The following is a 14,789-nucleotide window of genomic DNA, read 5'->3' on the forward strand; positions in this document are numbered from 1 at the left end:
AGCCTTCCGGAAACCAGTGTTTTAGTCGGGAAATAACGCTGTGGTCATGCGCAGAAGCATCGCAGACGGGTCCTTCAGCACCGACGCGGCTGAGGGATCGGCATCCGCTGCCTGCCGTTGGTAACTGGCCGTATGCAGGCTCAACATGCGGGCTGCGTAAAAACGCGCAGCAGCGAAGCCCAGAAGTTCCGGCCAGAGCGCCTTTTCTTCAGTCGTTAGACTTCGGTGAGATTCATAACCGTCGAAAAGCGCAGCGATTCTGTCGGGCAGAAGCTGCGTACCATCCCAGCACCAGTCATTGGCAGCAATGGCAAGATCCAGCGCTGCGCTGTCAGGCCCAGAACGATAGAAATCGATAATACCGCTGAGCTGCACAGGCGGCTGCGCCGAGGTCGCCTGTTCGTCACCTCGAAACAGCGCATTATCGATAAACAGGTCTCCGTGAGTCCAGCTCATCGGAAGCGCTTCAAGGTCTGAAACAACAGCGGACAACCGGGCATGAATCCGTTTGAGCTCAACACCGTGTTCAGGCTCGACCCAGGCCTGGCATCGATCGAGGGCTTGCAGTGTCCAGCTGAAACCACGTTCGACCCGATCCTGTTCGCCCAGATCTAAAGTGAGACTGTGCAGCGCACCGAGAAAGCTTCCTGCCGCGCGGCAATGGCCAGGCTGCACTTCATCAGCCTGCAGCACCCGGCCTTCGAGCATCGGCACCACCATGAGCGGCTTACCGGCATGAGTGAATACGCTCTCTCCGAGTTCGTCTGCGAACATGCCTGGCACCGGCAATCCTGCATTGGCCATGAGCGCCACATGCTTCACAATCGGATCAAGCTGACTGCGGTCGAGCATTTCGACGATGGTGACGATAAGCGGGACCGGGCCTGCGGAACACTGCAAGCCTGCGAGATCGGGCAGGCCGCTGATGATTCGCCCCCGCAATCCCTGGGCCGATACGACAACCAGATAGTTACTGTTTTCGATACCATCGCTGATCTGTTGCAGCCTCTGGACGACCGGCTCGACGAAGAGACGTTCGAGTACCGGCTGCAGGGACGCAACGACCAGCTCAGTGAACGCTGCCACCGCTCAGCCCATCCGGGGCATGGTGCTGACTACCACTGGAACAATTTCCACGTCGGATATGAAGGATTCGGCCCGTCCGATTGCACCAGCGCGCCATCCTGTCCGGGAATGAGATAATAGGCCGGGCCTACTTTCGGCTGAACCTTGACCTGAACGAGTTCGCCGTTGACGCGATACTCATAACGCGTTTCGTTCTCGCCATAACGAATTTCAATTTCAGGTTCGCCGGTGAGCTCCTGTCCGGTCTGCGGATCTTCCTGGAGCTGTTGTGCAGCTGCACCAGGCTCGGCTTCCGCAACTGCGTGAGTCGTCAGGGCTGTCAGCACCGCCGTAGCCAGGATGCGCTGCGCCAATCTGGCTACGACAGGTTTCAGCAGATCCAGGCGGTCACCAGGGAAATATCCGCTGCCGGATGCTGCGCCTTCGGGCTGCTTGCTGTTAATATGCTTCACACGTTTCTCCACGCTCTACCGATACGCTGCGCCCGGGCCAGTCCGCGGACTGGCCCGGGCGCGCTGTTGATGCCCTGATTCCCGAACAGCTTCTGGTCCGACTGATATGAGCAAGCAAACACAGGCACCCGTCATTCTCGTCGATGGCTCCTCCTACCTGTTCCGCGCCTTCCACGCATTGCCCAATCTGAGTAATGCCGAGGGTCATCCAACCGGCGCCATCAAGGGCGTGATCGGCATGACGAAGAAGCTGCAGAAGGAGTATCCCGGAAGCTGCATTATCGTAGTCTTCGATGCCAAGGGCGATACCTTTCGCAACGAGCTCTATGCAGAGTATAAGGCAAACCGGCCTCCAATGGCGGAAGACCTCGGTGTTCAGATCAAACCGATACACGACATCATTCGTGCCATGGGACTCCCGCTCATCATTGAAAGCGGTGTGGAGGCTGACGATGTGATCGGTACCCTGGCGCGTCAGGCCACTGAATCGCAGCACGAATGCATCATATCGACCGGCGACAAGGATCTTGCGCAGCTGGTGTCCGAGCATGTGACGCTCCGTAATACGATGACCGAACTCTGCCTGGACAGGGCCGGCGTCAAGGAGAAGTTCGGCGTCTGGCCCGAGCAGATCATCGATTACCTTGCGCTGGTAGGCGACACTTCGGACAACATTCCAGGGGTGCCGAAATGTGGCCCAAAGACCGCTGCAAAATGGCTGGAGCTATACGACACACTCGATGGGGTCGTTGCCAATGCCGACAAGATCAGCGGAAAGGTTGGTGAGTATCTGCGGGACTCGCTCGAGCAACTGCCAATGGCAAAGCAGCTGACCACGATAAAGACCGATGTCGAGCTGTCTCATCCCCTGCACGCGATTGCGGCTGATGAGCCCGATGTCGAAGCACTCAAAGCGCTGTATCAGCAGTTCAATTTCAAGGCCTGGCTCACCGAGCTGATAGAGCCCGGCACCGCTTCTGAGTCGGTAGCCGCGACACCTGTCCGCCCGGGCTCTATCACCACAGTCACACCGGCTGATCTGCAGCTGGGCATCAATAGCGAAGCCATCGCAGCACTGGCAGCTCCGCTCAGGACTATCGAGCCGCAGTATGAAACCGTGCTGACGCGCGAGGCACTCGATCGCTGGCTGAAGCTGATCAAGGATTCAGAACTGTTCGCCTTCGATACCGAAACTAACAGCCTCAACTACATGGAAGCCGAGATCGTCGGTTTCTCCTTGTGCGTTGAACCCGGCATCGCCTGCTATGTGCCGCTGACCCATGACTATATGGATGCGCCGGAGCAGCTCGACCGGGATGAAGTGCTCGAGCTGATGCGACCCATTCTGGAAGATCCAGAGCAGCGCAAGCTGGGCCACAATCTGAAATACGACGCCCACGTGCTGCTCAATTGTGGCATCACCCTTCGCGGTGTGGCGGAAGACACCATTCTCGCCTCCTACGTGCTGAACTCGGTAGCCAGCCGACACAACATGGATGCCCTAGCGCTACATTATCTTCAGCTCAAGACGATCAAGTTCGAGGACGTGGCGGGCAAGGGCGCCAAGCAGTTGACCTTCAATCAGGTGGCCCTCGAACAGGCAGCGCCTTATGCGGCTGAAGATGCAGACATCACGCTTAGGCTCTACCGCCTGCTGAGCCAGTTGCTGGCACAGACGCCGTCTCTGGATTCGGTCTATCGTGACATCGAACTGCCGCTCGAGCCCATCTTGGTCGACATCGAGCATACGGGCTGTCTCATCAACAGCCACGAGCTGCGGATCCAGAGTCAGAAACTCGCAGAACGTATCGCCGAGATCGAGAAGCAGACCTGTGAACTCGCTGGTGAGACATTCAATCTTGGCTCACCCAAGCAGCTGCAGACCATCCTGTACGATCAGATGAAACTGCCGGTGCTGAAGAAGACACCGAAGGGCCAGCCGTCGACGGCTGAAGCTGTGTTGCAGGAGCTTGCAGAAAATCACGAATTGCCAGCACTGATTCTAGAGCACCGTGGCCTGGCGAAATTGAAGTCCACTTATACGGACAAGCTGCCACTGCTGGTGAATCATCGGTCTGGCCGCATTCATACCTGCTATCAGCAAGCGGTGGCGGCAACGGGGCGATTGTCATCAAGCGATCCCAATCTGCAGAATATCCCGATCAAATCCGTGCTCGGTCGGGAGATCCGCAAGGCCTTCATCGCTGAAAAGGGTATGAAACTGATTTCTGCCGACTATTCCCAGATCGAGCTGCGGATCATGGCGCATTTGTCAGAGGATGAGACGCTGATTGCTGCGTTCAACGAAGGCAAGGACATTCACACAGCGACGGCGGCGGAGATTTTTGGCATCGAGCTGACCGCGGTTGAATCTGAGCACCGGCGCAAGGCCAAAGCGATCAACTTCGGCTTGATCTACGGTATGTCCGCCCATGGGCTTGCGCGCCAGATCCAGGTCGACCGATCTGAAGCGGCGGCCTATATCGATATGTACTTCAAGCGTTACCCTGGTGTGCGGCAGTTCATGGATACCATTCGAGAACAGGCTGCCCGCGATGGCTACGTGGAAACGCTGTTTGGACGGCGCCTGTATCTGCCCGATATCCATGCCACCAATCGGAATATTCGAGAGGGCGCTCAGCGAACGGCCATTAACGCGCCGATGCAGGGCACGGCTGCAGATATCATCAAACGCGCCATGCTCGCGGTCTATCCCTGGCTCAAGTCGCAGCCATACAAGGCGCGTATGGTCATGCAGGTTCACGATGAACTCATTCTGGAGGTGGAAGAAGCGGCTGCAGAAGCTGTGAGTGAAGCCGTGAAAGGTCTGATGTCGGGCGCAGCCTCACTCAAGGTACCGCTCCTGGTCGAAGCGGGGATCGCAGATAATTGGGAAGCTGCGCATTGATCAAACGGTAGGCAAATTTGTGGTGAATTAATGATTTTCTGCTAGATTTGAGAAAGACCTCACGTTTGATTTCTGAACTCATCTGGCAGTGCACCACCTATGAACTGGTACCACAAACTACCGATCGCCTATAAGATTCTCACGGTTCCGGTTATCGGCTCCCTGGGCTTTATTGTCTATCTGCTGCTCAACCTCGACACAGCCAGCGGCAATGCCAGCCGACTGGCAGCAGTCCAGCAGGTCCAGTTTCCGCTGCTGCAGCTCTCCGAGCGCGCCATCGTCCGGGTTGACCGGATCAAGGAGACCTTCGCTTCTGCTGTCTCGACGGGCGATACCGATTCACTACTGGCGGCAGACCGCATGCGCCAGGACATGGAAGCCGACTTCAAGGAAGCCAGACAACTGGCCTCTCAGGCCGAGACTGATGTCAATACGGTGAACGCACTCACGACCCAGTTCCAGGAATACTATAAAAGCGCGCGCGATATCACTGCAGGCCTGGTGTCCGGCGACATCGATTTCGCTACGCTGGGCGACCGCAGCGAGGCCATGACGCGTCAGCTGCAGACGCTGGACACCGATCTTGCCGCTTTCCGCGAAAAACAGTTTGCCCAGTTCACCGGCTCTCTTCAGCAGGCTGATGAAGCCGCCCAATCAGCTGTTCAGCTCGGTATCATTATTGGCCTGGTGATGATCACCATTCTCTTCGCCATCTCCATCCCCATCGCTAGCGGCATCCGTCGCAACATCGTCGGTGTGGTCGCCTCGCTGAAATCAATCGCGCAGGACAATGGGGATCTTACCGTTCGACTCAAGACACCCTCCAAAGATGAGATCGGTGACCTGGTGTTCTGGTTCAACAATTTCATGGACAAGCTGCAGGGGGTTATCAGGCGTGTGGTGGACTCCGCACTGCCGCTGAATGAGCTTGCTGGCAACCTTAACAACCTGATGATCGAGCTGAACAAGACGGTCGAGTCACAGTCGGCGAGTTCGAACCGGGCCAAGATGGCGGTCGAGGACATGAACGTGAATGTCTCGGCGGTAGTGACCAACGCCAGTGGTGCTGCATCAGCCGCCGAAGAAGCCGACAAGGCTGCACAATATGGTCATGGTGTCGTGAAGAAGACCGTCAGCAGCATCGAACGGCTTTCAGGCGATGTGGCCGATGCCTCTGAAGTGATTCGCAAGCTGGAAAAGGATGCCGAGAAAGTCAGTATCGTCGTCGACGTCATTCGTGGCATTGCGGACCAGACCAACCTGCTGGCACTCAACGCGGCCATCGAAGCGGCCCGCGCTGGTGAGCAGGGTCGTGGGTTTGCCGTTGTGGCTGATGAGGTCCGCAGCCTCGCCTCCAAGACCCAGGAGTCGACCGAGGAGATCAATCGCACCATCGAACAGCTGCAGACGGCTTCTCAGAACGCTGTGACGGTGATGCGCAAAGGTAGCGAGCAAGCCGCAGAGAGCGTTTCGACTGCTGAATCTGCCGGCCAGAGCCTGCTGGCGATTACCGAGATCATCTCGAAGATCAACAGTATGAACGGGGAGATCGCTGAAGCGACGAACCATCAGCAGGACATCAGCCGCTCCATCGTCAGCAACGTGGCAGATATCCACGACCGCACCGAGGAAACCTCGCAGCGTTCACTTCAGCTTGGCCGAGTGGCTGCCGACCTGGGTATGCTGGCCAGTCAGCTGGATGAAATTGCCCGACAGTTCAAGATCTGACATTTCTTCTGGTATGAAAAAGGCGGCTCCGAATGGGCCGCCTTTTTTCGTTCTGCTGCTGACTCAGCGCGGTGGGTAGTCCTGTTCTTCGCTGAGTGAGAGCTTGCCAGCGGCGCCCTGTATATTGGCAGCGCTGTTATTGGCACCAAGCTTGATCATCAGACGCAAGTCGTTGGCAGAGTCAGCGTGCGCCAACGCATCTTCGTAAGTAATCTCGCCAGCACTATACGCCTGATACAGGGCCTGATCGAAGGTCTGCATGCCGACGTCACCCGACTTCGTCATCAGCTCCTTCAGCTTGTGTACTTCTGCCTTGCGGATGAGGTCGGACACCAGCGGGGTATTGATCAGGATTTCGATGATGGCGCGTCGACCCTTGCCGTCCGGCGTCGGTACCAGTTGCTGGGCAATGATGGCCTTCAGGTTGAGCGACAGATCCATCCACACCTGATTGTGCTGTTCGGACGGGAAGAAGTTGATGATGCGGTCCAGCGCCTGGTTGGCGTTGTTCGCGTGCAGGGTCGCCAGACAGAGGTGACCTGTCTCAGCGAACACGACCGCATGCTCCATCGTGTCAGGACTGCGCACCTCACCGATCATGATGACGTCGGGCGCCTGACGCAGGGTGTTCTTCAGCGCCATCTCGAAGCTCTCGGTATCCAGGCCAACCTCACGCTGGGTGACGATGCAGCCCTTGTGCTGGTGGATGAATTCGATGGGGTCTTCGATGGAAATGATGTGACCTTTGCTGTTCGCGTTTCGGTGCCCAATCATGGCTGCCAGCGAGGTCGATTTACCGGTACCGGTCGCGCCAACGAAGATGATGAGTCCGCGTTTGGACATGGCCAGATCCTTGATGGTTTCTGGCAGGCGCAAGTCATCGACCGAGGGAATATTGGTTTCAATTCGACGCAGCACCATACCGCAGAGGTTGCGCTGATAGAACGCGCTCACACGAAAGCGGCCGATGCCTCGCGCACTGATCGCGAAGTTGCACTCGTGGTGCGCTTCGAAATCAGTCTGCTGTTTGTCCGACATGATGGAGAACACGATCTCGCGGGTTTCCTCCGGCGAGAGCGAAGTCTTGGTGATCGGCAGCATGCGGCCATTGACCTTCATGCTTGGCGGTACACCCGCTGTGATAAACAGGTCGGAAGCGCCCTTCTCAACCATGACCTTCAGAAGCTTGTTAAAGTCCATAACAGTACCGGTGACTCAGAAAGTGGCTCATGGGGTAGATCAGAAATTCTCGGGAATCTTGGCTTTCTCACGAGCCTGATCACGAGTGATCAGCCCCTTGGCCAGCATGGCCTGCATGCATTGATCCAGCGTCTGCATGCCGATATTGCCGCCGGTCTGGATGGAGGAGTACATCTGCGCGACCTTATCCTCACGGATCAGGTTTCGGATGGCTGGCGTGCCGATCATGATTTCATGTGCCGCGATTCTGCCGCCGCCGACTTTCTTCATCAGCGTTTGCGAGATGACTGCCTGCAGTGATTCAGACAGCATCGATCGCACCATGGATTTTTCCGCAGCCGGGAACACGTCAACCACACGGTCGATGGTCTTGGCCGCCGAGGTGGTGTGCAGGGTGCCGAAAACAAGGTGACCGGTTTCGGCGGCTGTCAGTGCCAGTCGAATGGTCTCGAGGTCACGCATCTCGCCGACGAGGATGATGTCAGGGTCTTCCCGCAGTGCTGAACGTAGTGCCTCGCTGAAGCCCAGGGTGTCACGGTGCACTTCGCGCTGGTTGACCAGGCACTTCTTGCTCTCGTGAACGAATTCGATGGGGTCCTCGATGGTGAGGATGTGGTCGTAGCGATTGTCGTTGACGTAGTCGATCATCGCAGCGAGCGTTGTACTCTTGCCCGAACCGGTCGGACCAGTGACCAGACACAAGCCCCGTGGCTTGCTGGCGATGTCCTTGAAGACCTGGCCCAGACCAAGGTCGTCCATGCTCAGAACCTTGGACGGGATGGTCCGGAAAACAGCACCGGCACCACGGTTCTGGTTAAAGGCGTTGACACGGAAACGGGCCACGCCAGGGACTTCGAAGGAAAAGTCGGTCTCGAGAAATTCTTCGAAGTCCTTGCGCTGCTTGTCGTTCATGATGTCGTAGATGAGCGCGTGAACTTCCTTGTGCTCGAGGGCTGGCAGGTTGATGCGCCTGACGTCGCCATCGACACGAATCATCGGCGGCAGTCCGGCAGACAGGTGGAGGTCGGAAGCCCCCTGTTTGGCGGAGAACGCGAGCAATTCAGTAATATCCATGACAACCCTCGTTACGGTGCAGTCTATGTTGAACAAACAGTTGGGAATTCAATCATTGCAGACGGCACTGGCCGCCCTTACGATGCACTAATGAGCATAGCAGACAAGCTACAGACCGTTAGGGCGCAGATACGAAATTCAACAGTCGCGGCGAGGCGCCCTGAACAGGCCGTCACGCTGCTGGCTGTCAGCAAGACCATGCCCGCCGAAGACGTGGCGGCGGCCGTGCGCCATGGGCAGCGGGACTTCGGTGAAAACTATGTGCAGGAGGCCGTCGCCAAGAAAGCAGAGGTCGACCGGCTGCTGGCAAGCGACCCCGAGTGGGCGAGACCAGTCTGGCATTTCATCGGGCCGCTCCAATCGAACAAGACCAGTGAGGTCGCGGCGCATTTCGACTGGTTTCATACCCTTGACCGCCTCAAGATTGCGCGCCGATTATCGGAGCAGCGCCCGGACGATCTGCCGGCCTTGAACTGTTGCATTCAGGTCAATATCAGCCATGAAGACAGCAAGGCAGGCCTGCTCCCGGACCAGCACGCACTCAATGAACTGGCGACCGCCGTGGTGGGCTTGCCCGGCCTGACGCTCCGGGGACTGATGTGCATTCCTGCAGCCGATCTCGACGAGGCAGGGCTGGCGGATGCCTTCAGGCGGCTGCGTGACATGCTCGCCGAACTTCGCGAGCATCTTGGCCATGCTCATCCGGAGCAGGCTGAAAAACTTGATACGCTGTCGATGGGCATGTCGGCCGATATGTCCATTGCCATCGCGCAGGGCGCGACCATTGTCAGAATTGGCCAGGCCATATTCGGCGCACGAACACCCACCCATTCCTGATTGAGAAAGCATGATGTCGACACAGCAAGGCAAGCGGATCCATTTCATCGGTGCAGGTAACATGGCATCTGCCATGCTGCGCGGCCTGGTCAGCAGTGGTTTCAGCCCCGCATTGCTGTCGTGCAGCGCTCCCGCCGAAACAGAAACGCAGCGGCTCGTCGATGAGCTCGGAATAAGGGCCGCTGCTGACAATCTTGAACTACTGACGCATTGCGATGCCATCGTGTTGGGCGTCAAGCCACAGATCCTCAAGGCGGTCTGTGAAGAGCTCGCACCTTTTCTGGCCTCGACTAATCGCCAACCGTTGGTCATTTCAATCGCCGCGGGCACGACGACGCAGTCCATTGCCGAGTGGCTAAAGCAGGATCCTGACCTGCTGCCATTGGTGCGAAGCATGCCGAATACGCCAGCACAGGTGGGGATGGGCGCTTCGGGCCTGTTTGCGACACCCGCCGTAAAGGCAGACCAGAAATCGCTAGTCCAACAGATATTCGAAGCGTTCGGCATTGCCGTCTGGGTCGAGGATGAGTCGCAGCTGCATGCCGTGACAGCGCTGTCAGGCTCCGGGCCAGCCTACGTGTTCGAATTCATCAAGGGCATGGCCGATGCTGGCGTCTCCCTCGGTCTCTCGCCTGAAGTCAGCCGCCAGCTCGCGGAAGCGACGGTCGCCGGAGCCGCGAAACTGTGTGCAGCGTCTTCTGACGAAGAGATTTCCACACTGCAACGCAAGGTCATGTCACCGGGTGGGACCACCGAACAGGGCGTGCGTGTGCTGCAGTCCGAGCAGCTCACTGCCACGGTTAGTCGAGCCATGGAAGCAGCGCGCGATCAATCGCTGTACCTGGCTGGCGAGGGACCTGGCCCGGCGAAAAACTAGCACCGCCAATCGCTTTGGCTTTAGAATCCGTATGATTGCCGTTCCGTTCCAGGACATTCCCCAGGAGATTTGTAGCTCATCATGTTTAGTCAGATACTGATATCGACGCTGGAAATACTCGGCTCCTTCTACATCACCCTGGTGATTCTGCGTTTCCTGCTTCAGTTGTCGCAGGCAGACTTCTACAACCCGATTACCCAGTTTATCGTCAAGGCCACCAATCCGCTGATATTGCCACTGCGCCGTGTCATACCGGGTCTGGGTGGTGTGGATCTCGCAGCAATCGTACTGGCGCTCATCCTTCAGATCGTGCTGCTGCTGATCATATTGACCGTCGCATCACCTGCAGGTGCTGGTTTTCCGCCCATTCTGCCCTTGCTGGGTGTCGCGGTCATCAAGGTCCTGCAGTTGACCCTGCAGATTTATTTCATTGCCATCATTGCCGTGATCATTCTGAGCTGGGTCGCGCCTGGCAGCCGACATCCCGGGGCGATGCTGCTCGTTCAGCTGACTGAGCCGGTGCTGGCACCGATTCGTCGCATACTGCCCAGCCTTGGTGGTCTCGACCTGTCTCCCATCGTTGTCTTCCTCATCATCAATGCGCTCACGATCATGCTCGAGCACAGTGCCACACTCATGCTTCGTTAGGCGCCTTCTTCCGTCAATATCGGCGTAGGTTCCTGAGAACCGCGTCGACATTTGACAATTGTTTACAACTGTGGACATTTCTTGACCAGTATATTGCTTATAATTCATGCATCGACAGGCTCGTTGCAGGAGAAGCATCGTCCATGGCAGTATCTACAGTGGTTCCAGGTGGCCGAAGCAATAAGGGTTTGAGTCAGCAGATCGAGGCGTATCACGCCTGGAAAGCTGCAATGATCCGCGAGATCCATCATTATCGCAGCTGGCTCGAAAGTAACGACCTCGCATCAGCCGACATCGTGGGCCGGCTAGAGCATTGCAGCGATGTGCTGCGAGAGGACAAGGTCACCGTTGCGTTGGCCGGCGAATTTTCCCGTGGCAAAACCGAACTGATCAACGCGTTGTTCTTCGCGTCTTTCGGTCAGCGAATGCTGCCGTCTCATGCGGGCCGCACAACCATGTGCCCCACCGAAATCTTCTTCGACGAGGCAGGCTCCTATCTTCGGCTGCTGCCGATCGAGACCAGGGAGTCGCAGGTCGGCATCGCCGAACTCAAGCTGCAGTCCAAACACTGGCATTGCATACCGCTTGATGGCCTGACGCCGGATGCACTCAAGGCCGGGCTCGAACCACTCAAACAGACGAAGTCCGTACCCATCGCTCAGGCGGTTCTGCTGGGCTTCAGCCTCGATGGTCTGGATCGTGACCCTGAGAAGAGTGGTCACGCATTGATTCCGGCGTGGCGCCATGCCCTGATCAGTCTCGACAACCCGCTGCTCAGGCAGGGCCTGCGTATCCTCGACACCCCCGGTCTCAATGCCCTCGGCTCCGAACCTGAGCTGACCGTAAGCATGCTGCCGAAAGCCGATGCCATCCTCTTCATTCTGGCCGCCGATACTGGTGTGACCGCAAGCGATATGACCTTGTGGAGTGAGCACATCAACAAGAGCGAGCACAAGGCGGGTCGCTACGCCATTCTGAACAAGATCGACGTACTGCTCGAAGACATCGAAGGCGACGAACACGCCTGGCGCTTCATCGACAACGTGCGCGAGAAGACAGCTCTTCAACTCAAGCTCGAGCCCTCGCAAATTATCGCCATGTCGGCCAAGCAGGCCCTCATCGGCCGCACCCAGCATGATGCCGAGCGGGTCGCGAAGAGCCGAATCGATGAACTGGAGGCCTTGCTGGCCGATCAGATACTGGACCGTCGCGAGCAGCTGATTCAGGACAGCGTGATGCAGGATGTGCTTGGCATGATCCATAACAGTCAGGCCGTGCTCAGGGACCGACGCGACATGTTGGAAGATCGCCTCGAAAAGTTCCGCGCGTCTACTGTCAGCAAGGACTTCCTGGGCGATCTGTCTGCCAAGACCCAGGAAGATTATGATTACTATTACAAGCAATTGTTTACCCTGCGCTCCAGCCGTAGGCTGATGAAGAGTCAGGCGGCCATCCTCAACTCGATGATCGAACCACAGCGTTTCGACAGCTATGTGACCGAAACGAAGATCCGGTTGATGAATGCCTGGACGACCTTCGGCATGGGCACGGCGATCGACGATTTCTATACGTCGATCGAAGATGATCTGAAGAACCTGAAATACGAGGCGATCCTGGCGCAGCGCATGATCGATTCAATCTACAAGCGCTATACCACTGAAGCCAGGAACAGGCACCTGAAGCCGACATACCTGAAGGTGGACCGGCAGATCAAGGCACTCGAGTCCCTGCGGCAGCAGGCAAAGTCCTTCAAGCGCAGTCCCTCGAGCCTGATGACCGAGCAGACCATCTTCATCAAGCGCTTCCTGCAGACGCTGGTCGCTGAAGCGCGGCGCCTGTATGACGAGATTCGCCATGAAGTCGCGCTTTGGCCGCAAGAGGCCCTGATGCCGATCTTCCAGCACACCACCGATCAGAAGCAGATGCTGGAGACGCAGATCGGACGCCTGAAAGAGCTGGCTCAAAGCGCCACCGTGGGTCGCAACCAGATCGAACGCATCGAAGCCATGTCGACCGATCTGCTGCATCAGCAAAAGGCACTCGAGCGTATCGAGAAGAAGCTGCGGCGACCAGCGCCCCAGGCCCTGCGCTCGGTGGTGACCCGTCTGCCTTCAGTGGTGCCGGTTGCGTCGTCCAGATAGCGCAGTTAGACTGCGGGGCTGACCGTCCGGCCCCTGGATTACCCTATGACAAGCTCCCTGCCCGCCGATTCGGTGGGCATGGTCACGCCACAGACTGCCCACTTCGAAACGCCTCTGAATCTGGAGTGCGGCCGCACGCTCGACCGTTTTGAACTGGTCTATGAGACCTATGGCGAGCTCGATGCGTCTGCCTCCAACGCTGTGCTCATCTGCCACGCCCTGAGTGGGGACCACCATGCCGCCGGCTATCATTCGAGTGCCGATCGAAAGCCGGGCTGGTGGGACAACTGCATTGGCCCTGGCAAGTGCATCGATACCACGAAATTCTTCGTCGTCTGCCTGAACAATCTTGGCGGCTGTGCTGGTTCGACTGGGCCCACGTCTCTCAATCCCGCTACTGGCAAGACCTACGGCGCCGACTTTCCAGCCATTACGGTGGCTGACTGGGTGGCGGCGCAGGCAAGACTGGCCGACAAACTCGGCATCGACACATGGGCAGCCGTCGTGGGTGGCAGTCTGGGTGGCATGCAGGCCCTGCAGTGGACCATCAGTTTTCCGACACGCGTGCAGTATGCTGTCATCATCGCATCTGCACCCAAACTCAGCGCGCAGAACATTGCCTTCAATGAAGTGGCCCGCAAAGCCATCAGCAGCGATCCCGATTTCCATGCCGGACACTATGCGGAATTCGATACCATTCCCCGCAAGGGTCTGATGCTGGCCAGAATGCTGGGCCACATCACCTACCTGTCGAATGCCTCGCTCGGCAGCAAGTTCGGTCGCGCACTACGCAGTGACGAACTCAAATATGTGCCACTGGATATAGAGTTCGAGATCGAGAGCTACCTGCAGTACCAGGGCGAGCGTTTCGCCGAGAATTTCGATGCCAACACCTATCTGTTGATGACCCGGGCTCTGGATTACTTCGACCCTGCCCAAGCCTGCAATGATGATCTGGCCGCTGCGCTCAGGCCGGTAGAGGCAAAATTTCTGGTAGTGTCGTTTTCGACCGACTGGCGCTTTGCACCGGATCGCTCTGAGGAGCTGGTAAAGGCGCTGGTAGACGCCCGTAAGGCAGTCAGCTATGCGCGAATTGATGCACCCCACGGCCACGATGCCTTCCTGATACCCGATGAGCGTTATTTCGATGTGTTTACTGGCTATATGAATCGAATTGCTACTCAGTTGGGGCTGTCATGACGACCGCAAGCGACAGGGCCGCCCGCAGCGAGCTGAGAGAAGACCTGGATCTGATCGTCGACTGGTTTGCCGATGGGTCGTCGGTGCTCGACCTGGGCTGCGGTGACGGTACGCTGCTGGCGTACCTGGCTGAACATCGTGGCTGTTTTGGCTACGGCCTGGAAATCGACCCTGCCAACATCAGTCGATGCATTCGGCGTGGCGTCAATGTGATCGAACAGGATCTGGATTATGATGACCTGAGCGTGTTCGAGGACAAGAGCTTCGATGTCGTGGTCATGACGCAGGCCCTGCAGGCGGTCAAGCGCCCTGACATCACCCTGGAGCAGATGTTGCGCATCGGGCGCGAAGGTATCGTTACCTTTCCGAATTTCGGTTACTGGCGCCTGCGCTGGTACCTCTGGACCAAGGGACGCATGCCCGAATCGCGAACGCTTCCGTATCACTGGTATGACACACCCAACATTCACCTTTGCACCTTCAAGGATTTTGAAGCCCTGTGCGAGCAAATGGGTATCAGGATTCTGCGTCGCTCAGTGGTGGATGACCGTCATAATGCGCAGTGGCTGAGTCGGCTGTGGCCGAATGCCTTCGGGCAAATCGCGCTGTATCACATTACACGTCAGGACGCTTAGACC

Annotated in this window: 12 protein-coding genes; 8 read left to right on the plus strand and 4 right to left on the minus strand. The window is 57.5% G+C overall.

Features of this window, described 5'->3' with window-relative positions:
• Positions 1-21: 21 nt before the first annotated feature.
• Together ABD735_RS10065 and ABD735_RS10070 are read right to left on the minus strand one after the other, a co-directional pair.
• Complete coding sequence (locus ABD735_RS10065) at positions 22-1,086, minus strand: homoserine kinase (RefSeq protein WP_344805918.1); 1,065 nt, start codon at positions 1,084-1,086, stop codon at positions 22-24.
• A gap of 29 nt (positions 1,087-1,115) precedes the next feature.
• A complete protein-coding gene (locus tag ABD735_RS10070) occupies positions 1,116-1,538 on the minus strand; it encodes a DUF2782 domain-containing protein (RefSeq protein ID WP_344805920.1) in 423 nt (140 codons plus the stop codon).
• A 106-nt stretch (positions 1,539-1,644) separates the two neighbouring features.
• On the opposite strand from ABD735_RS10070, the gene polA reads away from it, so the two are divergent.
• Both polA and ABD735_RS10080 read left to right on the plus strand, forming a co-directional pair.
• Complete coding sequence (gene polA, locus ABD735_RS10075; protein WP_344805921.1) at positions 1,645-4,446, plus strand: DNA polymerase I; 2,802 nt, start codon at positions 1,645-1,647, stop codon at positions 4,444-4,446.
• 99 nt (positions 4,447-4,545) lie between these two features.
• Positions 4,546-6,174, plus strand: coding sequence for a methyl-accepting chemotaxis protein (locus ABD735_RS10080; RefSeq protein WP_344805922.1), 1,629 nt, complete (start codon positions 4,546-4,548; stop codon positions 6,172-6,174).
• A gap of 63 nt (positions 6,175-6,237) precedes the next feature.
• On the opposite strand, the gene ABD735_RS10085 is transcribed toward ABD735_RS10080, so the two are convergent.
• Together ABD735_RS10085 and ABD735_RS10090 are read right to left on the minus strand one after the other, a co-directional pair.
• Positions 6,238-7,374 (minus strand): PilT/PilU family type 4a pilus ATPase, encoded by a 1,137-nt coding sequence (locus ABD735_RS10085; protein WP_344805924.1) that lies wholly within the window; start codon positions 7,372-7,374, stop codon positions 6,238-6,240.
• Positions 7,375-7,413: 39 nt separating this feature from the next.
• Positions 7,414-8,448 carry a type IV pilus twitching motility protein PilT gene (locus tag ABD735_RS10090; protein WP_344805926.1) on the minus strand — a complete coding sequence of 345 codons (1,035 nt, stop codon included), beginning with the start codon at positions 8,446-8,448 and terminating at the stop codon, positions 7,414-7,416.
• 90 nt (positions 8,449-8,538) lie between these two features.
• On the opposite strand from ABD735_RS10090, the gene ABD735_RS10095 reads away from it, so the two are divergent.
• The 6 genes from ABD735_RS10095 (at position 8,539) to metW (ending at position 14,786) form a co-directional block, all read left to right on the plus strand.
• Positions 8,539-9,285 carry a YggS family pyridoxal phosphate-dependent enzyme gene (locus tag ABD735_RS10095; protein ID WP_344805928.1) on the plus strand — a complete coding sequence of 249 codons (747 nt, stop codon included), beginning with the start codon at positions 8,539-8,541 and terminating at the stop codon, positions 9,283-9,285.
• A 10-nt stretch (positions 9,286-9,295) separates the two neighbouring features.
• Positions 9,296-10,162, plus strand: coding sequence for a pyrroline-5-carboxylate reductase (gene proC / locus ABD735_RS10100; protein ID WP_344805930.1), 867 nt, complete (start codon positions 9,296-9,298; stop codon positions 10,160-10,162).
• Between the two features lie 81 nt (positions 10,163-10,243).
• Positions 10,244-10,810 (plus strand): YggT family protein, encoded by a 567-nt coding sequence (locus tag ABD735_RS10105; RefSeq protein ID WP_344805932.1) that lies wholly within the window; start codon positions 10,244-10,246, stop codon positions 10,808-10,810.
• Positions 10,811-10,953: 143 nt separating this feature from the next.
• A complete protein-coding gene (locus tag ABD735_RS10110; RefSeq protein WP_344805934.1) occupies positions 10,954-12,951 on the plus strand; it encodes a dynamin family protein in 1,998 nt (665 codons plus the stop codon).
• A gap of 45 nt (positions 12,952-12,996) precedes the next feature.
• Positions 12,997-14,151, plus strand: coding sequence for a homoserine O-succinyltransferase MetX (gene metX / locus ABD735_RS10115; protein WP_344805936.1), 1,155 nt, complete (start codon positions 12,997-12,999; stop codon positions 14,149-14,151).
• The gene (metW, locus tag ABD735_RS10120) at positions 14,148-14,786 is read left to right on the plus strand and encodes a methionine biosynthesis protein MetW (protein ID WP_344805938.1); all 639 of its coding nucleotides are present in this window, start codon (positions 14,148-14,150) and stop codon (positions 14,784-14,786) included. The genes metX and metW overlap by 4 nt, the downstream gene beginning before the upstream one ends.
• Positions 14,787-14,789 lie beyond the last annotated feature (3 nt).

This window comes from Allohahella marinimesophila, from assembly GCF_039538005.1.
In the GTDB taxonomy this organism is placed as follows: Bacteria; Pseudomonadota; Gammaproteobacteria; order Pseudomonadales; family Oleiphilaceae; genus Allohahella; species Allohahella marinimesophila.